31 protein-coding genes and 1 rRNA gene are annotated in these 25,941 nt (G+C 37.4%); 9 read left to right on the plus strand and 23 right to left on the minus strand.

The window, feature by feature from the left end:
* From MBBTH_RS04420 to MBBTH_RS04435, 4 genes are all read right to left on the minus strand, one after another.
* Positions 1-124: ribosomal RNA gene (locus MBBTH_RS04420) — 16S ribosomal RNA — on the minus strand; the annotation flags it as partial.
* A gap of 520 nt (positions 125-644) precedes the next feature.
* Complete coding sequence (locus MBBTH_RS04425) at positions 645-1,682, minus strand: TIGR01177 family methyltransferase (RefSeq protein ID WP_116591852.1); 1,038 nt, start codon at positions 1,680-1,682, stop codon at positions 645-647.
* Positions 1,683-1,706: 24 nt separating this feature from the next.
* Positions 1,707-2,675, minus strand: coding sequence for a PH domain-containing protein (locus tag MBBTH_RS04430; protein WP_116591853.1), 969 nt, complete (start codon positions 2,673-2,675; stop codon positions 1,707-1,709).
* Between the two features lie 132 nt (positions 2,676-2,807).
* Entirely contained in the window at positions 2,808-4,001 is a 1,194-nt protein-coding gene (locus MBBTH_RS04435) for a proteasome-activating nucleotidase (RefSeq protein WP_394340196.1), read from the minus strand.
* A gap of 222 nt (positions 4,002-4,223) precedes the next feature.
* On the opposite strand from MBBTH_RS04435, the gene MBBTH_RS04440 reads away from it, so the two are divergent.
* On the plus strand, positions 4,224-4,715 hold the full coding sequence (locus MBBTH_RS04440) for a multiprotein bridging factor aMBF1 (RefSeq protein WP_116591855.1): 492 nt from the start codon (positions 4,224-4,226) through the stop codon (positions 4,713-4,715).
* On the opposite strand, the gene MBBTH_RS04445 is transcribed toward MBBTH_RS04440, so the two are convergent.
* The 11 genes from MBBTH_RS04445 to MBBTH_RS04495 all read right to left on the minus strand — a co-directional run bounded on the left by MBBTH_RS04445 (position 4,716) and on the right by MBBTH_RS04495 (position 14,155).
* Positions 4,716-5,147: a DUF356 domain-containing protein gene (locus MBBTH_RS04445; RefSeq protein WP_116591856.1), complete on the minus strand. Its 432-nt coding sequence runs from the start codon at positions 5,145-5,147 to the stop codon at positions 4,716-4,718.
* Positions 5,148-5,182: 35 nt separating this feature from the next.
* A complete protein-coding gene (locus tag MBBTH_RS04450; protein ID WP_116592031.1) occupies positions 5,183-6,400 on the minus strand; it encodes a hypothetical protein in 1,218 nt (405 codons plus the stop codon).
* A 44-nt stretch (positions 6,401-6,444) separates the two neighbouring features.
* Positions 6,445-6,891, minus strand: coding sequence for a hypothetical protein (locus MBBTH_RS04455; RefSeq protein ID WP_116591857.1), 447 nt, complete (start codon positions 6,889-6,891; stop codon positions 6,445-6,447).
* An 82-nt stretch (positions 6,892-6,973) separates the two neighbouring features.
* A complete protein-coding gene (locus tag MBBTH_RS04460; RefSeq protein WP_341476447.1) occupies positions 6,974-8,398 on the minus strand; it encodes a Mur ligase family protein in 1,425 nt (474 codons plus the stop codon).
* A 488-nt stretch (positions 8,399-8,886) separates the two neighbouring features.
* A complete protein-coding gene (locus tag MBBTH_RS04465; protein WP_116591858.1) occupies positions 8,887-9,969 on the minus strand; it encodes a glycosyltransferase family 4 protein in 1,083 nt (360 codons plus the stop codon).
* Between the two features lie 67 nt (positions 9,970-10,036).
* Positions 10,037-11,131: an ATP-grasp domain-containing protein gene (locus MBBTH_RS04470; RefSeq protein WP_116591859.1), complete on the minus strand. Its 1,095-nt coding sequence runs from the start codon at positions 11,129-11,131 to the stop codon at positions 10,037-10,039.
* The gene (gene hycI / locus MBBTH_RS04475; protein WP_243409675.1) at positions 11,128-11,610 is read right to left on the minus strand and encodes a hydrogenase maturation peptidase HycI; all 483 of its coding nucleotides are present in this window, start codon (positions 11,608-11,610) and stop codon (positions 11,128-11,130) included. Before hycI ends, MBBTH_RS04470 begins: the two co-directional genes overlap by 4 nt.
* Before the next feature lie 9 nt (positions 11,611-11,619).
* The gene (locus MBBTH_RS04480; protein ID WP_116591860.1) at positions 11,620-12,387 is read right to left on the minus strand and encodes a methyltransferase domain-containing protein; all 768 of its coding nucleotides are present in this window, start codon (positions 12,385-12,387) and stop codon (positions 11,620-11,622) included.
* A 29-nt stretch (positions 12,388-12,416) separates the two neighbouring features.
* On the minus strand, positions 12,417-12,869 hold the full coding sequence (gene nikR, locus MBBTH_RS04485; RefSeq protein WP_116591861.1) for a nickel-responsive transcriptional regulator NikR: 453 nt from the start codon (positions 12,867-12,869) through the stop codon (positions 12,417-12,419).
* Between the two features lie 116 nt (positions 12,870-12,985).
* On the minus strand, positions 12,986-13,453 hold the full coding sequence (locus MBBTH_RS04490) for a hypothetical protein (protein WP_116591862.1): 468 nt from the start codon (positions 13,451-13,453) through the stop codon (positions 12,986-12,988).
* 57 nt (positions 13,454-13,510) lie between these two features.
* Positions 13,511-14,155 (minus strand): hypothetical protein, encoded by a 645-nt coding sequence (locus MBBTH_RS04495; protein WP_116591863.1) that lies wholly within the window; start codon positions 14,153-14,155, stop codon positions 13,511-13,513.
* An 88-nt stretch (positions 14,156-14,243) separates the two neighbouring features.
* On the opposite strand from MBBTH_RS04495, the gene MBBTH_RS04500 reads away from it, so the two are divergent.
* From MBBTH_RS04500 to MBBTH_RS04510, 3 genes are read left to right on the plus strand one after another with little or no spacing between them, the layout of a single operon-like run.
* Positions 14,244-14,795, plus strand: coding sequence for a DUF2115 domain-containing protein (locus MBBTH_RS04500; protein WP_116591864.1), 552 nt, complete (start codon positions 14,244-14,246; stop codon positions 14,793-14,795).
* Between the two features lie 9 nt (positions 14,796-14,804).
* Positions 14,805-15,338, plus strand: a complete 534-nt coding sequence (locus MBBTH_RS04505; RefSeq protein WP_116591865.1) for an LOG family protein — start codon at positions 14,805-14,807, stop codon at positions 15,336-15,338.
* 1 nt (position 15,339) lies between these two features.
* Entirely contained in the window at positions 15,340-15,993 is a 654-nt protein-coding gene (locus tag MBBTH_RS04510; RefSeq protein ID WP_116591866.1) for a hypothetical protein, read from the plus strand.
* Positions 15,994-16,032: 39 nt separating this feature from the next.
* On the opposite strand, the gene MBBTH_RS04515 is transcribed toward MBBTH_RS04510, so the two are convergent.
* Positions 16,033-16,497, minus strand: a complete 465-nt coding sequence (locus tag MBBTH_RS04515) for a HEAT repeat domain-containing protein (RefSeq protein WP_116591867.1) — start codon at positions 16,495-16,497, stop codon at positions 16,033-16,035.
* Positions 16,498-16,674: 177 nt separating this feature from the next.
* On the opposite strand from MBBTH_RS04515, the gene aksF reads away from it, so the two are divergent.
* Positions 16,675-17,664, plus strand: a complete 990-nt coding sequence (gene aksF / locus MBBTH_RS04520) for a homoisocitrate dehydrogenase (RefSeq protein WP_116591868.1) — start codon at positions 16,675-16,677, stop codon at positions 17,662-17,664.
* Complete coding sequence (locus MBBTH_RS04525; protein ID WP_116591869.1) at positions 17,665-19,131, plus strand: class I adenylate-forming enzyme family protein; 1,467 nt, start codon at positions 17,665-17,667, stop codon at positions 19,129-19,131.
* Positions 19,132-19,165: 34 nt separating this feature from the next.
* On the opposite strand, the gene argB is transcribed toward MBBTH_RS04525, so the two are convergent.
* Positions 19,166-20,029: an acetylglutamate kinase gene (gene argB / locus MBBTH_RS04530; protein WP_116591870.1), complete on the minus strand. Its 864-nt coding sequence runs from the start codon at positions 20,027-20,029 to the stop codon at positions 19,166-19,168.
* A gap of 109 nt (positions 20,030-20,138) precedes the next feature.
* Between argB and MBBTH_RS04535 the strand changes: the two genes are divergently transcribed.
* Positions 20,139-20,807, plus strand: coding sequence for a reductive dehalogenase domain-containing protein (locus MBBTH_RS04535; protein WP_165814028.1), 669 nt, complete (start codon positions 20,139-20,141; stop codon positions 20,805-20,807).
* Between the two features lie 8 nt (positions 20,808-20,815).
* Here the strand turns inward: MBBTH_RS04535 and MBBTH_RS04540 are convergent, their stop codons facing one another.
* The 4 genes from MBBTH_RS04540 to MBBTH_RS04555 form a co-directional block, all read right to left on the minus strand.
* On the minus strand, positions 20,816-21,064 hold the full coding sequence (locus MBBTH_RS04540; protein ID WP_116591872.1) for a hypothetical protein: 249 nt from the start codon (positions 21,062-21,064) through the stop codon (positions 20,816-20,818).
* A gap of 158 nt (positions 21,065-21,222) precedes the next feature.
* Entirely contained in the window at positions 21,223-21,822 is a 600-nt protein-coding gene (locus tag MBBTH_RS04545) for a DUF998 domain-containing protein (protein WP_116591873.1), read from the minus strand.
* Positions 21,822-22,760, minus strand: a complete 939-nt coding sequence (locus MBBTH_RS04550; RefSeq protein WP_116591874.1) for an SAP domain-containing protein — start codon at positions 22,758-22,760, stop codon at positions 21,822-21,824. Before MBBTH_RS04550 ends, MBBTH_RS04545 begins: the two co-directional genes overlap by 1 nt.
* 176 nt (positions 22,761-22,936) lie before the next feature.
* On the minus strand, positions 22,937-23,194 hold the full coding sequence (locus MBBTH_RS04555; protein ID WP_116591875.1) for a hypothetical protein: 258 nt from the start codon (positions 23,192-23,194) through the stop codon (positions 22,937-22,939).
* Positions 23,195-23,269: 75 nt separating this feature from the next.
* Here MBBTH_RS04555 and MBBTH_RS10890 point away from each other — a divergent pair, with 75 nt between their 5' ends.
* Both MBBTH_RS10890 and MBBTH_RS04560 read left to right on the plus strand, forming a co-directional pair.
* Positions 23,270-23,407 carry a hypothetical protein gene (locus MBBTH_RS10890; protein ID WP_165814029.1) on the plus strand — a complete coding sequence of 46 codons (138 nt, stop codon included), beginning with the start codon at positions 23,270-23,272 and terminating at the stop codon, positions 23,405-23,407.
* Between the two features lie 173 nt (positions 23,408-23,580).
* Positions 23,581-24,108 carry a hypothetical protein gene (locus tag MBBTH_RS04560; RefSeq protein ID WP_116591876.1) on the plus strand — a complete coding sequence of 176 codons (528 nt, stop codon included), beginning with the start codon at positions 23,581-23,583 and terminating at the stop codon, positions 24,106-24,108.
* Here MBBTH_RS04560 and MBBTH_RS04565 read toward each other — a convergent pair whose 3' ends face one another.
* Both MBBTH_RS04565 and MBBTH_RS04570 read right to left on the minus strand, forming a co-directional pair.
* Positions 24,109-25,125 carry an alcohol dehydrogenase catalytic domain-containing protein gene (locus MBBTH_RS04565; protein ID WP_116591877.1) on the minus strand — a complete coding sequence of 339 codons (1,017 nt, stop codon included), beginning with the start codon at positions 25,123-25,125 and terminating at the stop codon, positions 24,109-24,111.
* Positions 25,118-25,828, minus strand: a complete 711-nt coding sequence (locus MBBTH_RS04570) for an IspD/TarI family cytidylyltransferase (protein WP_116591878.1) — start codon at positions 25,826-25,828, stop codon at positions 25,118-25,120. Before MBBTH_RS04570 ends, MBBTH_RS04565 begins: the two co-directional genes overlap by 8 nt.
* Positions 25,829-25,941: the final 113 nt, after the last annotated feature.

The raw sequence follows: 25,941 nt of genomic DNA on the forward strand, positions 1-25,941 counted from the left end.
TCCCGGTCCTAAGGGTAGGTTATCCACGTGTTACTGAGCCGTACGCCACGAATCTAAATTCGTTCGACTTGCATGGCTTAATCGAATCCCAATAGCAGTAACATCTGCCAGGATCAAACAGAATTGAATCACATAACAGACATAATAAGTATAAAGTATTATGAAGTACGCTAAATATAGACGAGTATTACACTAAACTAGTTTGTAACTAATTCACCACATACTACAAAACCAACATCATACTTGAGAAAATTCAAGTACTCACTAATGTATAGCTACATGCGGAAAGCAACCATCATAGTAAAAATTGTATTAAACAATGATACTTAGGTCATCGCCATAAAACACATAGCACATCTTATAGGCAGACAAATTTTATTAACAAAGTCAATTAAAAAACATTGCAAAATAATATTAAATTTAAAATAAAGAAATCAAAAATTATATTATCTATCAAAAATAAATTAAATCAATTATTACACAGTAATTAACGTTTTGAATAAAAATTTATAAAAAAATTTTTAAAACATCTAAAAAATCGATTTAAAAAAATATTTTCAAAAAAATAATAAAATAAAAAAGAATTAAAGGTTTTTAAAGCGTTTACATTTGAAAAATATCTAAGTAGTATATAAATGTATCCCTTAATCCAAGTTTTTTCGGATAACGGAAATAATTCTGGTTAAACTTTTATGCATTTTAATGCCATATTGTTCCACAATCTTAAATCCGACCTCGTCAACCATCGGTTTTAAATCAATGTAATGTGGAGAAGCCATACAGAGGTATGCATCATCCCTCATATTATCATATATTGCATGGAAGAATTCCTCAAATATTCCCTCACCATCAACATCTCCAGTTGATGTTGAAATTCCATAAGGCGGATCGGTAACCACACTGGACACCTTTTCATACATCTTAAGCTCACGGACATCCAAATGGAATGTTCTGTAATCTGTAATTCCATAATAATCCAAGTTGATTGCAGTTCCGTTTTTCATTTTCCAATAAACATCAGAACCCACCACCTTGCATCCTATCAGTCCGGCCTCAATCAATATTCCTCCGGTGCCGCAAAACGGATCAAGCAAGAGTTCGCCAGCTTTTACCCTGGACAGGTTAACCATGCATCTTGCCAGTTTCGGATTCATGGATCCAGGATAGAAAAATGGTCTTTTATGAGGTTTGCTGTCCTCAAAATGTTTCTTGTTTAGTTTTATCTTTTCAATAGCCACATACAAATCATTCTGGTGGGCAACCACTCTGACCAATGACTTTGGCTTGCTTAAGTTGACCCTTATTCTTTCGGTGTTATCCAGAATCAATGTTCCTATATGCCTTTCTGTTCCAACTGTGTCAATCTGTGAGTTGAATCTCTTGACCCTGACGGCAAAGTTTTCATCTATCCATTCCGCCCAGTCTATTTTTGAAACATCCTCATCCAGATTATCGACGTCTGTCCTCGCAAGGATTTGATGCACCTCATGAGTGTATCCCAGCCTTCTGGTTAAAATCTCATAGTATTCATCCAATTTATCATCAGGAATATCTTTTAAAATAACCAAACCTTCAGTGACCTTTTCTATTTCGGCATCGATATCTTCACATTCCATTACCGCTTTGAGTTCAGCTAAAGGCAATTCAGGATGTTCCTGTGATTGTATACATAATAGTTCCATTAATTCACCTAAAAATAGTCAATGTTATCTTTTGAATTTGTCAAAATGTCTTCTAATGGCCTGCTGTGAACTGTCTGTATTCACATCAATTTCATCAACTTCATCGGCGCCTTTATTATAATGGCTTTCATATCCATTATCCTGATAGTAATCGTCATTGCTATATGAATACTCGTCCATTACTTGATTATAATAGGTGTCTTGAGAATGATTGTTTGAAGGTCCCTCATACCTGTCATTGTACGGTTCGTATTCATAGCTGTGACGGCGCTGCGGGGCGATATTATCAAAATCTTCCGGATAATACTCATAATCCCTTCTCGGATATGAATTGCTTTCATGGGTTATTGGTGTGATTGGCTCATACTCATCGTAATAGTCGTTCCTTCCCAAATAATCATCCTGGAAATCTCTCTCAAAAGCGTTTGGCTGTTGAGGGGAAACCCTTTGTGGCGGAGCCTGGAAACTCCTTTGCCCGACCATTCTTGAAAAGATCATTTCCTCAACCTCAGATGGTTTGGAAATGTTCTTGAGTTCCATCTGATTGTTATCATAGGCGCTGTACAGGCTGACTGATCCGACATTTAACATTCTGGCAACGATGCTTTGGGAAGTGTTGACATCCTGTATTGTTGCGTATGGCATATAGTTCTTCTTGGTGGACAATACTCCTGACTTGATTATGACCCTGCTGTCGGTCAAGGTGTATTCAAGGGAATACCATCCGATAAGCTGCCAGATTATATAAACTACATCAACAAGAATGATGACAAAAAATGCAATGGCTGCGTATCTGGTCAATGAAAGCTTGATATGGGAGATTAGGTAAACCTGCATTTCCCCTATAAACTTGATTACCATTGGAGAAATGAAGAGTATAATCACTAATAAAATAACTCCATAAATAGCTTTTTTACAGCCTAAAAGCATATTGGGTTTTGTTTTATAAATGACCCTGTCTCTGAGATTATCATCATTATTACCGAATAACATAATTAATACTATTAGAATTTATTTTAAATAAAGTTTTAGAAAAAAAGATTATGAAAATAAGCCTCAGCTCGCCCATCATTCATCACATATCAGAGCTCATAGGGTTCATCATCGGCTTATTGTCAATTAGTTTTATCCGAACATTACACCTGCTTCTGTCTTGAACAATTCGTCTTCCTTGGATTTGCTCATGACCTTATCGATAGCATCCATAAAGTCGGTTACAGTAATTTTATCACGTTTTTCACGAATTGCAAACATGCCTGCTTCAGTACAAACCGCCTTAAGGTCTGCACCTGACAGATCATCGGTCAACTCGGCAAGCAAGTCGACGTCTGCCTCATCATCCAATGACATGTTTTTGGTGTGGATCTTGAGTATTTCGCGTCTTCCGTCAATGTTTGGAAGTGGAACTTCTATGAACCTGTCAAAACGGCCAGGACGTAAAAGCGCAGGGTCGAGAATATCCGGCCTGTTGGTTGCACCGATGATACCGATGTCACCTCTTGACTCGAATCCGTCAAGTTCCGCTAACAGCTGCATCAATGTTCTTTGAACTTCCCTGTCCCCACTGGTGGAACTTTTGAGCCTTTTGGCTGCAACTGCATCCAATTCGTCAATGAATATTATTGCAGGTGCCTTCTCTTTGGCAAGCTCGAAGACCTCACGGACGAGTCTTGCTCCTTCACCAATGTATTTTTTGACAAATTCGGAAGCTACAATCTTGATGAATGTTGCGTTGGTCTCATTTGCCACAGCCTTTGCAAGCAGGGTCTTACCGGTTCCAGGAGGTCCGTATAACAGGATTCCCTTAGGCGGTTCAATACCCACTTTCTCGAACAATTCCGGTTCGGTCAATGGAAGCTCTACGGTTTCCTTGACTTCCCTGATTTGCTCTTCCAAACCTCCTATCTTATCGTAAGTGATATCTGGTTTTGTTTCAATTTCCATTCCTGAAACGTTTGCGTCTTTTTCTGATGGCAATACCTCAACAATTCCGAATGTCTGTTGGTTTAGGGCCACCCTTGAACCAGGTACCAATAATTTTTCATCTAAGAATTTTGAGTAGTTAACTAGAAAACTAGGTCCGGTGCTACTTTTTACAGTCATTCTGTGATCATCCAATACTTCTGTGATGGTAGCGATTACTAAAGGTGGAGACCTAAATCTGTCTACTTCTGAACGTAATGATTTAGCTTCTCTTTCTAATCTGATTTTCTCGTTTTCAATTAGAACCTTATCCTTTTCTAATTTCCTAACTTTCCACATTAAGTTACTTTTAGCTTTGGATTTTTCTTCTCTTAAAGAATCAATCTCTTCCTGCATGGATTCTACTTTTTCAATTAATTGCTCTTTTGAAGAATTTTCCAAATCATCAAAATCATTCATGTGAATCATCTCCAGTTAGTTAAATTTTAACAACATGTTACTTTAATAACAATTAGTAACTTTAAAGTATTTAAAGGTATTCATTTTAAACCATACTAACAATCATTATATAATACTATTAATATATATTTAATTAGAAAAATGAGGAGGACAAATAATATGGAATGTGAAATTTGTGGCAAACCAGTACCTGAAAACAACCCTATAAGAGCAAAGATTGAAGGATCAGTAATGGTTGTTTGTAAAGAGTGCTCAAAACTGGGAACAGTACAAAAAGCGCCTCCAAAACCTAAATATGTAAAACAGAACAAAGGCAAAAAGCCTGCAAACACCAGAAAAAGAAACTACTCCAGAAACGACGAGCCAAGCGAAGAGCTCATAGAAGATTTCAGCTTTGAAGTGAGAAAAGCCAGGGAAGCCAAGGACTGGTCCCGTGAAGACCTGGGCAGAAAAATCAACGAAAGGGTTTCAGTAATCACAAGGATAGAAACCGGAAAAATGACCCCAGACACAAAACTTACAAAAAAACTCGAAAAGGCATTGAACATTAAGCTTCTGGAAAAAGTCGACAACGTTGACCTGAATCAGTTCATTAACAGTTCATCTGGAGAAAGAACACTGGGCAACATAATGAAAATCAAAAGGAAATAGCTATTTCAAATAGCTATTTAACTTATCATTTTTAATGTGCCTTTCCTTTTTATCTATTTTATAATCGATCATACCATCATTAATCGCTTTAGCAGGATGATATTCACCGAAATCATCAGCCTTGTTGAGAACATACTCAAGTTTGGAATAGGCACCATACTCATCGCTGACAACAACCACGTGAGCCGGAGGATGAATCTTTTTAACTTGCATGATGCTTAATGTTGTGTCCTCCCTTACAAAAAAGGCTGTTGCAACATTGGATTTTGTTTTAAGCTCGGAATTTAAAATGCCTTCAACCAAATTGTCGGCGAAATTAGGGTCAACTGATTTTGGTGAGGATATTAAATTCAAGTTTCCATGGCGTTCCAAATCGGAAATTGCACTGAGCAACTTTGAGTTATTCTCTCCTCTAATTAAAATTAAAGCCATAATAATCACATAAAAATAAAATATATAGGTGATAGTCACCTATTTTGGAAAGATTTTAACAATCTGCTTCTGAATACTACAAGAAGAATCAGAATAATACCGACAGCCGTTTGGATACTGCCCAAAATGTTTAGGATATTTCCATCAATAGGCAAGTCCCATGCAGGAGCTGACCTGTCACCAGGAAGCGCATTGTAGTAAACACCCACAGCCTTGGAACCTTGCTTTACATTCAGGTCCTTAGGCTCAACATGGTCAACGCCCATTAAAAGACCGTTATTGATAGCCCTGTTAATTGAACCAGCAATTGCAGATGAATCATAACCGTATTTGGCAACAGAAGCCTCAACAATTTCCTGTGTAGTGGAAGCAACACCCGGCTTATCCGTACCATAGACTGAAACACTTACCGCATTTGAACTGACTGTCAAAGCGGAACCTAAAGCCTCATATGCATAAACTACCCTTAATTCTGATCCGCAGACTGGACACCTGTCATAGCTTTCGGCGGCCGGATAACCCATAGCCCAACCACAGTCATCACAGACTTTGGAATACTCCTCGTCCATCGGATATCCTGTCTGGTTCATGTCAGTAGGTGTGAACATGTCGTCAGTGGAAATTCCTGAAATTAGGTTTACACCTCCACCACCGTACCTTTCACCAGAATCACGAGCTACTTCACCCATAGCTTCTGATAAGATTGTGGTAGCGGAATATCCATCCCTAATCATTTTTCCAATATTCATTGCAGTTTCTTTTCTTACGGAATCCGCAGTACCGTATAATGGGTTTCCTGCAGTGTTCCTCAAGTGAATGATAGCTCCTTTTTGACCAGGTTGTAATGTGGCAACGCCACTGCTGTATGGGGTAACCTTAATCTGATTACTTGCATCATCCACGGTAATTACATAAGCATTGAAAGATCCTCCAATTGCAGCACCAATGTTAGGTCCTCCAACTACCAGACGAGCACCCTTATATTGGGAAGCAATGGAAGCGGCGGAAGCCGCTGATGCATTATTCTCTAAATTTGCAACAGCATCAACAATGGAATCCAGCCTAGTGTCTGAACTACCGGTACCCCCTGAGAGTACGGCAAAATGATTGTTCTTAGACATCAGGAATGTGGACTGGAACATGTTTTCTGCAAAAGACATACTTCCTGCAGCTGCACCGTTCGGGTCGCTGCCTGACGGGTCTGTAATAACAATAATGTTACAAGTAGCTGCAACGCTACTCATTGTCATCAAGAATATTATTAGGAAAACAAGTAGTGCATGGAACTTTTTAAACTTCATCCACTCACTCCTTTCGTTTTATTTTCCAATTCTACAGATGAGAAATCTTCAATGACTGTTACTGTCACTACACCTGTATTTTTATCAACCTGAACATCTGCAGCGGTAATTGGTTGAACAGATGTACCAGGAACTGTTGAACGTGTTGCAAATTCCTGCGCCGTTTGTATCGCATCCTGCAGCGAGACCTCTCTTTTAGAAGTCTTTAGAATATCATCATAAATCACACTACCATCTCTGAAACCGGCTTGCATAACATTATATCTAATAGTATCTACCGGAACAATGTCATTTCCTTTAATGATTACACCAGAGATTGGAATGCCGTCATTTATATCATCAGAAGATGCGAATGCAACATAAGTGATTAAACGACCACAAAGAATTAAAATAAACGCCAATAATAAAATTATTAATGTGTCTCTCCTAATCTTTATAAACATGTTTATTTCCTCTTAGTATCCATATTTATTCGAATGAATAAAACTATACATTTATTATATTAAATTAATATGATATTTAAATTTATTTTATGTCTTTCAAAAGTGACTCAGCAGGGTCCATTCCCTGAGCACCAATCAATAGAATGATGTCATTTATATCGGCTTTGCTGCAAACCTCATTAAGGCAATCGCTTAAATTGTCAAAATGGGTGTAGTCAATGTTATTCCTGTTTAATGTATTGAAGAACACTTCCCTCTCATCGTCCTCGACAAAGTTCAAATCATTGACGACATCATTGCTTGAGGACAGGTACAGAACCATATCGTCGGTCATTGACTCAACCAGGGCATCTACATTCAGTTGGTTGATTTCTACTCCTCTTGAACCCCTGATTGCACATGCAACATGCAACTTCTGATTTTCAGGAAGCAGTTTTAGAGTTTCTGAAATTGTCGCTTTTATTCCATCAGGATTGTGTGCAAAATCATCATAAATCAATGGATCTTCACTTAATTTTGCAAAACGTCTGTTTAGGGCCTTATATGATTTGACCCCTTCGACAATGACCTCCAAATCAATGCCCAGTGAAATGCATGCTCCAATAGCTGACAATATATTCTGTATGAAATGATTGCCCTTGAACGGCAGCTCATCGATTGTTAAGATTGAATCATTGTTATAAATTATGTTTTCGCCATCAAAACAGACTGCATTTTCCTCATCCAATGGGGACATTGAAGTGTAGAACGGGTTTTTGGCATCGAGCTTCATCACCAGCTCATCATCATGATTCAATATGGTCACCCCATCGCCAATGGCTTCAGGAACGGCCTTTATCTCATCAAATACATCTTCAATTGAATTGACAAGACCTATATGGTCCATTGCAATGTTTGTTATGACTCCAACTTTCGGATTGGCAGCCTCACTCATCAATGCAGCATGGTTTTTCATTAGCTTGTCCAGCCAGCCCTGAACTTCTGAAACCTCAATGACCAGGTAGTCAAGCGCCCCGTTTTCTGTGACCTCATCTGAGATTAGTTTGGACACCATAGGGTCAATTAGGGTGTTGAATTCTGACTCGCTGTCAGTGTTTGTGAGGACGTGATGTCCCGCATTGTTTAGGATATGATATATTAAATGTGAAGTTGTTGACTTTCCGTTGGTTCCTGTTATTACAACGTTTGTTGAATCCGGAGAATACTTTTCAATTGTGTGGGAAAGCGCATATGCGTTTGCAAGCTCAATCTTGTCTGTGATTATCAATGGGAAGTTGAGTTTTTCTGCAACTTCCACGGCATCCTCCTTAGGGGTTTGTGTAATAAGACATGCGATGTTCTTATTGAATGCCATTTCAACCCCAGCACCGTTAATCCAATGCCTTATGACAATGTCTCCAGTATGCGCATTGTTTAAAAATGTGAATTTGCCGGTAAATCCGTCAATGGAGAAGAATTCATCATTACCAACAAGCTTTCCTTCCACAGCTTCCGCCAAATCGTTTATGTCAGTCAGCTTTTCCTCATACGAACTGTCGATGACATGGGTCAAATTGCTTCCTATGGAAGAGATCTTTTCTGTTATTCCTCCAATTGAGAAGGATTCATCTCCTATAATCTTTTCTTCAACCTTCTTAACCAGTCCGACATGTTCTTTTGATTTTTCCTCTTCTGCCATTTTGGATACATACTCTTTTGCTGTTTCTATATCATCAATAATTATTAATGGAAAGTTCAAGCGCTCTGCCGCCTCAACGGTTCCTTCCTTAGGGTCCGGTGTGATGAGGCATGCGATATTCTTATTGAACGCTATTTCAACCCCTGCCGGGTCGATTGATTCTCTTATAACAATATCTCCTGTGTGAGCGTCATTTAAAAAAGTAATTTTGCCTGTAAATCCATCGATGGAGAAAAATTCATCATTTCCAACGAGTTTTCCATTAATAGAATTAGCCAAATCTTGAATATTCATTTTATCACCGTAAAAATAGGAATTTAGAATACGTACATCTTAGCAAGTATTCCGATTATACATAATAATAAAGTAGCCCCCCAGTAACTAAGTACAATTTTAGTTTCAGACATACCATAATGATTTAATGTGTGATGTAACGGTTCAACCGGCAACTTGATAATGTGTGCCCTGTGCAGCAGGCTAACGACGACTGAAATTATCGGCACTCCCAATGCAAGAACTCCAAAGTATGGAATGTCACATACCAATACCGCTGCGGCATATCCTGTACCCAATACGAATGATCCAGTATCTCCCATAAATATTGATGCCGGATACTTATTAAATACTAAAAATCCTAAGCACAAAGCCGCTAAAATTGAAAATGGAGGAATAATTGTTGCTGGTCCGAATAAATAACCATATACACAACAGAAAATTGATGCGATTCCAACAATTCCTGCCGCTAAACCATCCATCCCATCTATAAGATTTACTGAATTGATACAACCTAGAATCGCTATGACCACAACTGGGATAGCCATCCATCCTAATGTAAATCCTCCTAATGTTGTAACTGCGCCTGTTAATCCTAAAAATATTCCTAAAACGATTTGACAGATAATCTTTTCAAGCTCTTCAGGTTCTGTTTTGATTGGAACCTCTCCAATTACTTCAACCTTACCTTCCTTAAGCAGGCCATCGACTTCCGCCTTTGCCTTTGGAGTTGCAACGCGAACCTCTTCATTCGGTTCAACGTCCAATCTTCCCAATGTGATTGTTTCATTTGAAGTGTTGACAACAATCTTCTGGATTTCTTTAACCTTAAGACCTATAAGATCATCGACCAATCCCACAATACCTCCTGCAAGCATTATGAAGGAGACTATGAGAATTGGGGTGTTTTGATAGTACAGTGCTATAACTAATGAAATTGTAAATAAGAATGCAATACCTCCCATTGTTGGAGTACCGCTTTTATGTCTATGTTCACTAACTATAGGATTATCAGCAATCCTTGCTTTTAACAATATTCTTTTAACATACCATGTAAAGAATATTGCGGCAAATAATGTTATTAAAAAAAGGATTAACATATCTGTATTATTCATATTACCACGCAATAAATCTTCTAGATTATTACAATATATATTGGTAATACTATATAATTATAACTTATAACACAGATTTTTACAGTAATTTATCAAGCAGATTATCCAATTCATCCCTTGAATCCGCCCTTGCAGTGATTCTTTGATAACCTTCCGGACCATGAACCACAAAGTCATTATAATCAAATGATTTGACCGGTTCATTAGGGCTTGGCCCCTCATAATTGCCGATTGGAATCTCAGTTGAATAGTGGTATTCCAACCTGTCTGAAATGTTGGAAAGTGAAAAATCGCCAATTGCCATATTGACCAATTCGCATAGTGAATTGATGCCGCAAGTTGCTGTGGTCAGATACCTTGTTCCATTTGGTCTGGTGTTGACTTCAATGGCATATAGCTGGTCCTTTTTGGCTGAATACATGAAATCCATTTCAAAAATACCGTCTGAATCCAAATTCTTAGCAACCTTATAAGCGGTGTGCTGTACAAGATTATTATCAAGGCCTTCAACCATGCAAGGTCCTGTTTTTGTTTTATTTAATGGATGGGTTCCTTCCAGGGTTGTTTCGCCCTTATAGATTGGAGGCAGGGCAACGTATTCGCCATCGAATCCCAATACCTCTATTGAGATTTCAGAACCTTCAATGAACTCCTCACATAACGCCTGGTCAAAATCGTTGAAGTAATCCTGAACATCCTCGATGGATCTTGCTATCTTGATATCCTTTCCGCCCTGTCCTTCTCCCTGTTTTAGGACAACCGGGAAATCGAGTGACAACTCATCTGGACTGTTTAAAATCTGGTAATCTGGAGTGACAACACCTATTTCTTTGTAAAACTCTTTTGTTCTGATCTTGTTGGAAGTCAATTCGACTGCACGAACACCTGCTGCAATGACCGGGATTCCATATTCCTCTTCCATTTCTTCCTTCATGTGTGCGACATCGATTAATGGCGGGTCAATGCCTATCAAAGGCACGATAGCATCGACATTCTGCATCAATGCAACTTGTTTTGGACCATCCATTCCTCTAGGAACAATGAAAACCTGGTCTGGCAAGTCCAGATTAATTGCATCCTCATTGGATTCTGTTAGCACACTTTCTACATCTTTGCTTTTGACAAACCAGTCGATATCATCGTATAATCTTGAACCAATAAATAATAATTTCATAATACTATCCCTTTTAAAGTTTTTATAAATTCATCAGCCGCCTTTTGAACGTTAGGAGTTGGCGCATTTCCCCAATCCATGGTTTTCGGCTCTATTCCAACAAATATTATTTTGAAATCAGTGCCCTGTTCCAAATATTTCACAAAGAATGACAGGGACATTGAATGTGTTGAAATTCCTATGCTTGCAAAATCGTCCTTATCGACTATTTGCATGTCACCAGGATTGGAATTCATCAAGCATGCATCAACTATTATGATGTGAGTTGGATTTTCCTTTCTGATTTTTCCAGTGAAGTTTTCAGGCACAGTTTGGGCATCTATCAACAGCAGATTGTCATTTTCAACGTTTTCCTTTTTTAATCTGCTTATAATAAACGGTCCAATCCCGTCATCGCTTTTGAGCTCATTGCCGACCCCAAGTATAATTAATTTTTCAAAATCGGTTAAAAAATCTTTTAATTGAGTTTCAAAAGACACGCCTTTCACCTACAAGTATCTTGTTTCAATACTTTCAATTCCATTTCCCATTATATATTTTAGTTCTACCTGTATAAAGTCATTTACCTTTACTTGCCGTTCTTCCAATGGGATTAGTAAGGGAGGGTTTAGCATTGGCATGGGTCCGGCGATTATATTGTCGTTGAGTTTTGTGTAGGTGGTGATTTTCAATCCGTTTAACAAGCCGTCCTTTGTTGCCTTCAGTTTCAATGTCGCTTTAAATTCAGGCTCGATATCATCTAGAAAGTCCAATTCAGAAAAGATTGTCTCATCTGAAAGTATTTCATAGTTTACTTCCTCATCCCAATGAACATAATCCCTTTCAAGACATGCAAGCTCCACTGCGTTGATTATTCCCTGGGGTATTATCCTGCCGTTTTCCTTTAGAAATTCCTTTGCATGATTTAAAACGGGGATTTCCTCCTCATCAATCAATGCTGTGTCAAGCATTTCACAAACAATCAAATCAGCCTTTTTCTCGAAATCATAATCCCGGACATCACTGTTTATTACCTGAATGTTTTCAAAGTCAGATAGGTTTTCCTTTGCACAGCCGTAAGTCTTTTTATCCATTTCTATAGAGATGATTTCCTTAAACTTATCTGCGAGAAAATAGGACAAGATTCCACTGCCACAACCCAGATCATATGCCAAATCTCTATCGGAATCGTATTCCTGAATGGCCTGGTAAAAAACAGATAACCTACCGGTATCCTTTAGCAAATCTGATTGATAGGGAGTGGTCTTGAATTTCATGTTGAAAAAAAGAAGAGATGAAAGAAGATTTAATGATGGTGGTGATCATGGCCATGTTCATAGCCAGGTTCCTTAAAATCTTCCCCATTAGCAGTACTTGTTAGTTTTACGTGTTCAACACCTTTGAGTCTCATGATTCTTTCAGTCAAATCACGGATTTCAGCAATGTCCCCATTTACAACGACAATTTCCATACAGTATTTGTCTGTCATGTGAATGTGCATGCTTGTATTGATTTCATTTCTGAAACTGTGTTGAATCTCTGCTAGGTTTTCCATTACTCCTGTGTAATGGTGGTCATAGATAATGGTTATGATACCAATTCTTTGTCCTTCCATGGAGTTCATCCATTGGTATCTAACAATGTAATCTTGAAGTGCATCACGAATTCCTTTTGAACGGGACTGATATCCCCTTTCCTTCAATACTTCATCAAAATCAGACAATAATTTTTTAGGTAATGACATACTTATTCTCATCATTATAAACACATCACAATTTAATATTTAAATTATATTATACTTTTTTAGTTATATAAATATTATGATTAACTTGTAAAATAATATTACTTAAAATCATAAAAAAAATGTAAAAAATATTATTCAACGAGGAAGTAATATTCTCCGTCGTCCTTAACAATTGATTTTAAAAGCCCTTTATTCTGAAGAGACAATATTATGTGGTACATCCTGAAATTACTGATTTCCAAATCCCCATATAACAAATGCCCTTCCAAGGTATATTTAGAAATAAGATTTTTATCATCCACTAATTCTTTAATCATTTCATAGGCTGCCTTCTCTTTTCTGTCCAATTCCAACTCTTCAACATCCTTTTTGGAATTGACAGTGTTGATTTCCTTTTCACTATCTGATAAGGTGGCCTTGTTATCCTTAAAAACTATCAAATCCTTTTCCTGAAGCTCTTCTAGAATCTGAACCAAATCATACTCATGAAAGCCCAATTCCTTTCTTAAAACATTGACAGGAACCCCTTGAGGATATTCCATGGAATATATTTTGATTTGATTTAAAACAACTTCTTCATTTCTAGTAATAGTTATCATGTAATCAGCGGATTATAATTCTTTAATAATAATTATGAGTTTGATATTACTTAAATATTAGCTTAACTGCAATTCATTTTCCAATGCCTTAGCTTCCTGACGATTCTTTTCGGCATTTTCCTCAGGAGTCAAATTGGACGGCCTTGTGAAAAACAAATCGAGTTCATTGACAACCTGGCAGATGGACATGTGAACCAATTCCTTTAAGGCAAGACTCTTTTGAACCCTGTTTAATGATTCATCGGAATATATCATGTTGTAATCCTTTTTATAGTCATCACGGATTTTGGATGAATCCAAATCAACGATGAGATCCTCTTCATGATATTCTTCAGTTAACAGTAAAAAGTTAATCAACTCTTCCTTCTCATCCTCAAAGTCATTGTCTTCATTTTCGATAACATCATAAAAATAGCTGCTAACAGATTGGAAAACATCACGTGATACATTGCCGTTTATAATATTATCCATGAACAAATCAAAAGTTTCAGAAATGTAATATTTGCCGTTCTCTTCTTTAGTCTGGAACACCAACTCGTTTTCGACATTGGCGACATACTGAATCAGGACAATGTCCTGACCTTTTTCAAATGTTTTAGTGTTGAATTTAGTGTTTTTTAACTTATAGTCAGAGTTAACTTTTAAAGCATTTTCGACATTTTCAATGTCCTCTTTTGAAATCACTATGAAATTTTCCGCCATATAAATCTACCTTAATATTTGTATTGATTAAGCTAAATAAATAATTTTTTGTTAAAGTATATAGTTTAAAAAATTTAAATATAACATCATGAAATCTGAAGACATCTTAATCGAACTGGAGGAATTGTCCTCAAATGAGGAAATAACAAAAGACGAGATAATGGAAATACTTAAAAGATATGCTCGCATTATTTCAGTTCAGGATCTAATGATGGCTACAGCGTATATGAGAAAGGATGGGGAATACGTTCAAAAGAATTACCGTGAAAAATTCCTGAAGATTTACATTAAATACTTTATAATGCGCATGAATGAAGTCAAGGAATTTGATGACTATGAGGATGTTCCAATTGACAAGGACCTATTTAACACCTCTTTTCCACTGCTTGAAAGGACCTTTGAAAAGGAAAGTAGACCAAACGACAAGTCCAATAAATTCCCATTGATCTATGTCATTACATCATTATACACCACTTTTATTTTAGAGGAACCAATCCATCCTGTGGGAAGCGAATTTCCAGGAAGCTTATTTGTTGAAGAGAGAAACGGCGAATTTTACTGCCCGGTTAAGGGAAATCAAAAGGATAATCCTAATGCAATCTGTCACCTATGCCTGGCCGAGCAGACACCAGACATCTAGGGTGATTTGATGAATATTTGTTTATATGGGTCAGGAAGCAGAAAAATCGATGAGGCATACACTGATGAGGCTTACAGGTTAGGCTGCAGAATGGCCGAGGAAAATCATACGCTGGTCTTCGGTGGAGGCGACACCGGAATGATGGGCGCCTGCATGAGAGGAGTTCATGACAATGGCGGAAAGTCAATTGGTATAGCTCCCGAGTGGATTGGCAACTTTGAACCATTGTGTGACAGTTCTACCGAATTCATCTATGTTGACTCAATGGATGAGAGAAAGGTGGGCTTTTTAGAGAATTCCGACGCATTCATAATCTCTCCCGGAGGAATCGGCACACTGGATGAATTTTTTGAAATAATAACCCTGAAAAAGCTTAAGCAACACGACAAGCCGATAATCGTTTTCAACATTGACCATTTCTTTGACAAGATGATTGAAATGATTGATGAAATGGGTAAAAAAGGATTTCTATACAAGCAGGAAGAACTGTTTAAGGTTACAAACACCATTGACGGGATTTTTGAGATTTTAGAAGGGGATTGAAATGATTAGTGATAGTGATGCACTGAAAATAGCTGAAAAAATAGAAGACGCAGACAACATCGACATCAAAATGACAATCGAAAAGGCAGCGACAGCAGGATATCTCGGTGAAAAGCACTTCTACTGTACAGTCATTGAAGAGGGAGGGCTGACACACATCGTTCCTGAAATCTTCGGCGACATGAACAAGTCCATGCCTCTGGACAACCTGTACTTTGACATCATCTCAAAGGCCCTTGACCATGAGGGAATCTACATCTCACTGGCTTACTGCGCATCAAATCTGTTTATCCCGGATGATAAGTGCAGTGAAATAATCGAATACGATGATTATGACCTTGATGAGGATGAATATGAATATATGGTGGAATATGCTCTAATCACCGCCGATGAGATTAAAAAATTCAGGGTTTATGCCGAAGAGGGCATCGCAAGTCCCGGCCGTACCGATGACGTGGGTCTTATGGTCAACATCATTGATGGACATTATAAGGCTTATTTTGCGCTAAGGTCAACTGACCAGTGCATGTCCAGTTTCAGGGTTCTTCCATTTGGAATGGACTATCAAAAAGAACATCCATTGTCACTGAAAAACCCGATAAACAAGATTTTGATTGAAATGATTGGCAAAACCCTTGTTTTAAAGAATGAGTAAAAATAATAGTAAAAAAAAGAAATTAAAGAAATAAAGGATTTATTTCTTAATTGAGTTTATTGCGCTTTGTGCACCTTGTTTTACGAAACCGCTTTCATCGTCAAGCAATTTTTCAAGTGCCGGAATGGCTTTTTCATCACCAAGGTTTCCGAGTGCCCATGCAGCTGCTCCCCTTACTCTCCAGTCTTCATCGTCTAAAGTTTCAATTAATGGATCAACGGCAGGTTCGCCCATACGGGATAATGCGGTGGATGCTTCTCTTCTTACCAATTTGTTATTGTCGTGTAGGGTGTCAACTAAAGCAGGAATGGCTTTAGGGTCATTTATTGCACCCAATAATGTAGCAGCATGTAATCTAATACTTTTTTTCCTGCTGGATAATGCATCAATTAATGGATCAAGTGCTTCATCAGCCCTTAATTCTAATTCACCAACTGCATCTTCAACAACAAAGTCATCTTTATCATTTAATAATTCGATTAATTCATCAATGCTTCTTTCCATTTTAATCCCTCACAAATTCAATAAGGATATAACCTTATTTATGTAATTAATATAATATTAACTTTCTACATATAAAAGTATTTCGATACCATACGAACAAAATTTGAAATCAAAAACAAAATTGCATATATACATGAATGTCAAATAATTAATATACGAAAATTTTAAGGTAATTAAATGTATAATCTTGCAATAATAAGTGGAGACGGAATAGGTCAAGAAGTAATGTCAGCCTGTGAATACCTGCTTGACAAGCTAGATTTGGAATTCAGTTTTGAATATGGTGAAGCAGGCTTTGAATGTTTCAACAATAACGGGACCACATTGCCTGAAGAGACAATCAGAATAGCCAATAAGAGTGATGCAGTGCTTTTCGGAGCATCAACATCAACACCCGGCGAACCAAGTCCGATTATAAATCTGAGAAAGGCGCTAAACGTATATGCGAACATAAGGCCGATAAAATCCTATAAGGGAGTGAACTGCATACATGACGACATTGATTTTGTCATAGTGCGCGAAAACACAGAAGGCCTATATTCACAAAACGAATACGGCGACTGCGACAAGATGATAGCGGAAAGAGTGATTACAAGACATGCCTCCGAGAGAATCTCAAAAGCTGCATTTAACCTATGCATCAAAAGAGGCCAAAGCAAGGTCACATGCGTTCACAAAAGCAATGTTCTGAAAAAAACAGACGGAGTATTCACGGAAAGTTTCTACAAAGTTGCAAAAGATTACCCTCAAATCCAGACCGAGGACTATTATGTGGATGCGATGGCGATGTATTTAATTACCCAACCACAAAATTTCGATGTCATAGTGTCAACCAACCTCTTTGGGGACATATTATCTGATGAAAGTGCCGGACTCGTTGGAGGACTCGGATTAGCACCTTCCGGAAATATCGGCGATCATAACGGTTTATTTGAACCTGTACACGGTTCAGCTCCGGACATTGCAGGCAAGAATATTGCAAATCCATGTTCAATGATACTTTCCGCCGCAATGATGCTCGATTATCTGGGAGAATGGGAGATTTCAAACAACATCAGAAATTCAGTCGAAAAGGTCATTGCAGACTGCAAGATTAGAACCCCCGACCTTGGAGGGGATGCAAGTACCATGGAAGTTACCAAAGCCATCGTTAAGGAGTTAATTTAAATGCTAAACATTACCACTTTTTTAGATGCGAATTCAAAAAGATTGGATAAGAACGTATTATACAACCCAACAACCGGGGCTAAATACAATTCCGAAGAGCTCCTATCAATAGTTTCCGAAATCGCAAGACAATTGAAAGATTTGGGAATAAACAAAGGAGACCGTGTTTTAATATACCTGAAAAACTCAGAGGAATACCTATTATCACTTTTTGCAATCTGGAGAATAGGTGCAATAGCCATTCCGACAAATAGGGTAATGACAGTTAGCGAACTCGAATACATCATTGACGACGCAAAAGCAATATTGATGATAACCGATGATGAAGCCCCAACCCTTGATATTGGCACTTACATACCAAAAAATATTTCCCAATACAAGAACTGTGAAGTGTTGCCTGCTGAGAATACCGATTGGGATGACTTATGCCAGCTCCAATACACTTCAGGAACAACCGGAAAGCCAAAAGGAGCTATGCTAACCCATGGAAACTATTTCACAGCAATACACAATGAATGTGATGTTCTGACCCTAAAACAGGATGACGTGTTCCTTGGCATTTATCCGATGGCTCACGTTGGACTGTCATGGGCAATAGCCGCACTCAGGGCCGCTGCCTATTACATTTTAATCGAACAGTTTAATTTGGATGAATACCTGGACTTATGTGAAAACGAAAAAGTGACTGTTTTGACAGGAATGCCCCCAGTGATACATTCCCTAACCACAATCAATGCCCAAAAACAATTGAAAACAGTCCGTGAAATCATTTCCGGTGGAGGACCACTGCATAAGAAGATATGGAAGGATTTCCACCAAACATATAGAATTCCGATTATCAACGCTTATGGATTATCCGAAACAATCGTGATAGGAACCGGAACAGTCATAAGGCCTGAAGACTATCGTGAAGCGGATCGTTTTGAAAGTGTCGGCCATCCGGTTTGCTTTTCAGAAGTGAAAATCGTTGATGAGGATGACTCCAACAAGACATTGCCTGAATATGAACAGGGTGAAATTGCACTTAGAGGCCCTGCAGTTGCAAAAGGATATTGGGGCAATGAGGAAAAAACCAAATCAGCATTTCTAGATGACGGATGGTTTTTAACAGGAGATATCGGATATCTTGATGAGGATAACCGTTTATTCATCACTGACAGGAAAAAGGACATGATAGTGATGAGCGGATGGAAAATCTATCCAACAGAAGTGGAAGAGGTCCTAATAAAATATCCTGCAGTTAAGGAAATAGCTATTTTTAGTATCAATGATTGCCACAGGGGAGAAATACCTGTTGCTGCAGTCGTTTGGGAAAATGAGTCTGACGATGAGGGATTAATCAGTTATGCCCGTGAGAATCTCTCAAGATACAAGGTTCCGAAAAAGATATTTGCTCTTGATGAACTTCCAAGGGTGAATGGCTGGAAATTGCTTAGAAGAGAATTGAGAACCATGTTTAAAATCTAAAAAAAGTAAAATTTAGAATAAAGATTAATAATCTCTATTCAAAAATCATTGTTCCAATTCCATCAGTTGTGAAGATTTCTAAAAGCAATGAGTGTTTTTTACGTCCGTCAATAATGTGACATGACTTAACACCGTTTTCGATAGCTTTAACACAGGTTTCTATTTTTGGAATCATTCCGCCTGAAATAACGCCATCTTCAATTAGTTTTGGAACTTCTGAAATACGGATTTTTTGAATCAGGGAATCAGGATCGTTAGGATCTCTTAAAACGCCTGGAACGTCTGTCAATATGATTAATTTTTCAGCATCGATTGCACTTGCAACCTCACCCGCAGCAGTATCCGCATTTAGATTCAGACTGTTTCCATCCTCATCGATACCTACAGGAGATATCACTGGAATGTAATCATTCTCAATGAACATTTCAAGCAGGTCGGTATTTACACAGTCGACTTCTCCAACAAGCCCCAAATCAACAATTTCCTCATCGATTTTACTTGCTCCTTTTTTATGTGCAAATATTAGGCTGGAGTCCTTTCCGGATAGGCTTATTGCCTCACCATCATGTTTAATGAGTTCTGATACGATTTCTGTAGATATTTTACCAACCAATACCATTTCAATGATTTCCATGGTTTCTTCATCTGTCACTCTCAATCCTTTGATGAATTTTGGTTCTTTTCCTAGCTTATCCATTGATCTTGAAATTTCTGGACCTCCACCATGTACGATTAATGGTTTCATTCCTACATATTTGAGTAATACTGTATCGCGAGCTGTGGAGGACTTCGCTTCATCATCTACCATCGCGTGTCCGCCATATTTAATTAAAATCTTTTTATCATGAAACTTTTTAATGTATGGTAAAGCTTCAATTAAAACATCAATATCTTTCATTTTATCACTACAATTAATATTTAATTTAATTGTTTATAAGTGTTTAAGTAAAAAATCCATTGCTATACAATTTAAATATCTTTAAAATATAATCATTATTATGTCTGAGATGAATGAAATTAAAAATTACTTGATGAGCTTGGGCGCCAGCAAGGTCGGTTTTGCAGATATTGACGGGCTGGCCAGTGATTTGATAGATTTACCCAATGGAATCAGTCTTGTTTTAAAGCTTCCAAGGGAGACCATCGAATATCTTTATGAGGAGGATTATGAGGCCTACTGGAAGTCTTTTCACTACCAGATAGGACAATTGACCAAAATATCCCATAAAGGTGAAAGATACATTAAGGATTTGGGTTACAATGCATTTGCCCTCACAATGAAACGGAACGAATGCGACATGGAAAAATTGCTCAGCATACTTCCGTATAAGACCATTGCCACCAAGTCAGGGCTTGGCTGGATTGGCAGGTCCGCACTATTTGTTACACCGGAATACGGGTCTGCGGTTGCCCTCGGAGCCATCCTAACCGACATGCCTCTTGAATTCGGAACCCCAATTACCGATTCAGAGTGTGATGATTGCACAAATTGCCAGGACGCATGTCCGGTAAATGCGATAAACCCTCAAAAATGGAACGACCGGTTAAATCGTGAGGACCTCATAGACATTGAGACCTGTGCTGAGTATATAATCGACCAGTATAAGGCGGGCCTTGGCTGCACAAAATGCATGAGCGAGTGCAAGCTCACTCAAAAATATCTAAAAAATGAGTAAATGAGCATTTAGATGCCCATTTTAAATTTGAATCTGTATTCCTGATTGACGATTTCCATTCCTTCAAATGATCCGTCTAAAATTTCTGCCACTTTCTGCAAGTCACTTGCGGTTATTTCACTACCGTTTGCGATTGGTGAGAAAAAGGTAATCTCATCATCGGTTATTAGGTAGTTTAGAAGTTTTGTGTTTTCTTTTTGGTATTTTTCGACAATTTCTAAGATTTTTTCTTCAGTTTCTTTATCTAAGTTTGCCATAATATCACCTTAAAAAATACTTAATCATGGAAGTATTTAAATTTTTTCAATTGAATCTACATATTAACAGTTAAGAAATAACTTTATTGTCATTGAATGAATAATATTAAAAAATTGGTTCAATAAAACATTGACAATTACACTAAAGTATAAAATAATTAATGAGAATTGTTATTTAAAAGAAGAAAAATTCCTGTCAAGAAACTCCACACAATCAATGGGTAAACCGAAAGCCTCTCATAGACTGGCATGTAGATGCTGCCCATGCTGAAAAACATAATCCAAAATGCGGCCAGACCGATTATCCCCAAAATCAGTGTGGCCTTTTGATATTTTCCAAAATCCTCCATGGATCTTGAAATCAGCACCAGGAGAATGTTACCTCCCAGAATTGCCATAACTGCACCCATTGCATGATAACCGAGGGTTAATGGGTTTCCGCCATGAATCAAACCAACGACAATGACCCCAATAGAGGTTATAAATGTAAAAATAGAAATTATAATGTTATTTTTGACAATGAAATCTTTAAATTTGTAGAAAACAGCAAAAAGCAATGCCAATCCTATCAGGATAAATGCGGAATTCATTAGCCAAAACAGTGGTGAGTTGCCGTTGGGAATTCCCAGTTCTGAAATGGTGTGGAAAACATAAGTATTGAAAATGGAAGCGTTGAAAAAAGTTGCGGAAATGGCTTCAGCTATGAGATAGTACAGACTACCTATCAAAAGGACTATTCCTGCAACTTTGGGCTTCATTATTGTATACCGAATTTCTTATTGAAGAACTTCTCCCTGACGTCAAAGTTCAACTCCTCAATGTCAGCGCCGTCGAGAGCTCTTCTCAATAATTTAAAACAGGTCTTCTTAGGAACTGTTGTGTTTTTGATATGGGACTTGTTCCAGATGTTGTCAAACCTTTTCTTTAAACTGCCCATTTTCAGTTTTTCCAAAACATTTCTTAAATTGATGATGTTTGCCTCATCAATTATAACATAGGACGCATATTCCTCTGAGGTTAATGATATAGGATTCAATCCAAGTATGAAATGCTGCAGGTCATAATCAAGGAATGATTCATAATCGCCGTCATAGGCAAAAACATGTGCCTTTGCGGACAATGCGAGCCTGAAGACTACAAACTGATTGTTGACCAATGCCCTTGAGATGATTTCATCACAGAAATTGTGGGCGGTCTGAATCATGCCTTCGCTTGATCCTTCCACAAAGGTTTCAAAATCAGTGAAACGGAACTGGACGAGAGCAAACATGTAAAGGTCTATCCATTCATTTTCCTTTAAAAATTCAAGAGCCTTATCGGTTAACTCCAGATTGTCATAGGATTTGTCAGCGCTAGCGGATATGTCCAAATTGCTTGCATCTTTTACTTCCTTCAATAGAGGCAAGACCCTTTCCACCAATTCCTGTTTTTTTCCTGAAACCTTTAAACCGTTTTCCCTCAATATGTCCTTTAGCTCGGAAACGATATATTTCTTGGAAATATACTCTGCAGTTATTTCAACATTGGCGGTTACATCCACATCCCCTTTGAGATAGCCCTCATCAACCAAATAGTTAATGCATTCTTCAGCTGATGAGAAAGTTCCGAATTGACCTTCGTTTAAAATATCCTCAAGTTCATAACCGTTGTTTAAAAAATTTAAAACATTGAATACTTCTAATTTTTGTTCACTCACTTAAACACCTTTTTAAAATTCATTTGCAATATTGTGAAATTGCCAAATGCAATAAATAAAATTGAAATATATTGGAATAATATTTATGCCAATCTCAAATATTATTATTTTATATTTTAGTTAATTTAATATTTTGCTTATATCAATTGTTAAAATCTGGAAAAAAGAGAAAAATATTATGGATTGCACGCTTCATCGGCCGCACCCATAACAACACTAACCTCATCGGATAAGTTGATTTCGGAAATTCTCTTATCGGAGTCATACTTGGCAGTGTAATATGCCTGTGCAAAATTCATTGTAACAAATATTACCTCTTTGAAATCAATTATGAAATCATCCTTTGGAATCTTATTCAAAATATCGATTAATTCTGTTGCATCTTCACTGGATTCTAAATGAGAGCCGAATTCCGCTCCTAAATTAATCATCATAATTAACACCTAATATTAATATTTAAAATTCAACATATATTAAAATATATGAAGTGCCCTTATTGTGAGCGGGAATTGGTTAAGGTATTTCATGGAAAGCCTAACGAAGAGCTTGCCATTGAATCCCTGGACAATCCTGTAATAATCGGAAACTGTTGCAGCAGCGAGTACAATTATTATTGTGAAAATTGCGATGAATTTTTCAATTTATAACCCTTAAACCCTATTTTTCATACACAATCAATTAAACATTGAAAATGAAAAATTCATATCTCCTTTTAAAATTGATTTAAACGATGAATATTGCTTTAATTTATAACTAACCATTTTATAAACAATTAATACCAATATACAAAATACAAATTAAATTTTAGAAGGTTAAAAGTATGAATGAAGAATATTTAGAATTAAGAAAAGAACTGATTAGGAAAACGTTCAAGGACAAAAGAAAGATTAAATGCCGCACACCCGAAGACGTAAGGATGCTTGACGATGATGTGTATCCTGGTGGCGAGATTTTCACAACCGAAGATGGGGAGTTCATAGATCTGGAATTCCAAATAAATGACTTTGATGAGGTTGAACTGGCCAAATATGTCGGATTTGCAGAAAGTTTATATGAAAAACACCACAAGAAAATTTCAATCTACATAATATGTCCAAAAAACATTGACGTTTACGTCAAGGAGTTGCCCATCAAGTCAAAGGCAGATTTCACAATCAAGCTGTACTGCTCACAGGAGGATCCGTGCAGGATAATCCTCGACATAATAAATGAGAAAATAAAATCAAAACAGCCACTTGACAGTGAGGATATAAGAATCGTTGAAATGCTTCCTGAAATGTGTGAAAAAAAGGACAGGATGTATTATAGAGTGGAATCACTGAAAATACTCAATAGATATGTAACCTGATTATTTGTTCCATTTAAGGATGGTTTTTCCAAACTGTGAAATATAATCCTTATCGAATGCCTCTTTCAAGTCATTCAATGAGTTTATTTCACAAACGTTTGTAATGAGCTTCTCTAGATTTTCAAACAATTGAGGATTTTGTTTGAGGGTCTCGACAACACCAATGAAATCTTCCCTTTCGGATCGGCTGTTTCCCTGGATTGTCAATCCCTTCTCCAGCACCATACGAGTATTGATTGGTATCGGATATTCGCTGACGCCAAAGAGGTTTATTGTTCCTTGCGGATTGATCAGATCAATGATTTGCTCAATGGCTGACTGTGATGCGCTTGAACCAACGCATTCAAAAGCATGATCTATTTTCAAATCATCAGGAACGTTATGAATCTGGTAAATCTCATCTGCAAATGAGAACAGGTTTAGGTTTTCCAGATGCTTTCCGAATGCGATTATTCTGGATTCCGGGAATTTCTCCTTTAAAAGCAATGTGGTGATGAAACCTAGGTTTCCATCTCCCCAAACGCCTAATGTGTCCTTTGGAGTTATTGCAATTTCTGAGAACTTTGAAATGCCCTGGTAAGCAACGGAAATCAATTCAATGAATGCTGACACGTAAGGGTCGAAGTCCTCAGGAATCATGACAACCCTGTCAGAGTCCAGCTTAATCAAATCGGATGTGAATCCATCGAAACCGCTTCCCCTGAATTTTGACTTGTATGAATAATTTGCCCTGCAAACGTCATCTCCTGTTGGGGTGTTTGGAATCATAACAACCTTATCACCGGCCTTGAACTCTCCTGAGTCGTCATGGATGACCTCACCGATTCCCTCATGTATCAATGCCATTGGCAGTTTCCTTTCGAGAACCTCAGCTGGCCTTGAGCCCTGATAATACCTTTGGTCCGCTTGGCAGATTGACAGGTATAATGGCCTTACTATGACACCATCCAAATCAATTTCATCAATTGACTCCTCGAAGAATTTGGGAGATTTCAGTCTGTATACGATATTAATCATTTTTATCCTCAAGTATTGTATTTGCTAACTTCAAGTCATAGGGGTATGTAATCTTGATATTTGTGACTTCACCATTGACTAGATATACATCCTCATCTTTAAGTGTGAAGATTTTGCATGCATCTGTCAGTATACTGGCTTCAGCTTCTGTTAAACTATTGATTAAATTGAAAAGTTTCTTTATATTGAAGCTCTGTGGAGTTTGGCCTTGATAATAATAATCCCTCACGGGGATGCTTTCGATTGTTGTGCCATTGACGCTTTCAACAATAGTATCTGTTGCGGGAATGACAGTGTCGCATGCCCCATATCTTCTTGCAGCTTCAATATTGTCCTTAATGATTCTATGGGTGACGAATGGACGTACGGAGTCATGTGTGAGAATTATTGAATCATCATCGATTCCAAAATTTTCTTCAATATACTTGATACTGTTCATCAATGTGTCGTTTCTGGTCTGTCCACCTTCAATGACAATGATGTCATCGTTTTTGCCAATGTACTGTTCAATCAAACTATTAGTATGATTTATAAAGTTTTTAGGTGTTAATACAATAGTTTTATCAATATCTTCATTAATAACAAATTTTTCAATTGTATGAATTATAACAGGCTTGTTTCCTAAGGTTAAAAACTGTTTAGGAGTGTCGGTTCCACCCATTCTTGAACCAATTCCGCCTGCCAATATTGCTGCAAAAATCATTTAAAATTACTCCTTTTAAAAATGTGATGTTGAAAATCACAATATCTTAATTATAATAATAATTTTAAAAAAATAGTATTTAATTATTTTCAAAAAAATGGATTAATTGGGAA

The sequence above is a fragment of the Methanobrevibacter thaueri genome (genome assembly GCF_003111625.1).
Classification (GTDB): domain Archaea; phylum Methanobacteriota; class Methanobacteria; order Methanobacteriales; family Methanobacteriaceae; genus Methanocatella; species Methanocatella thaueri.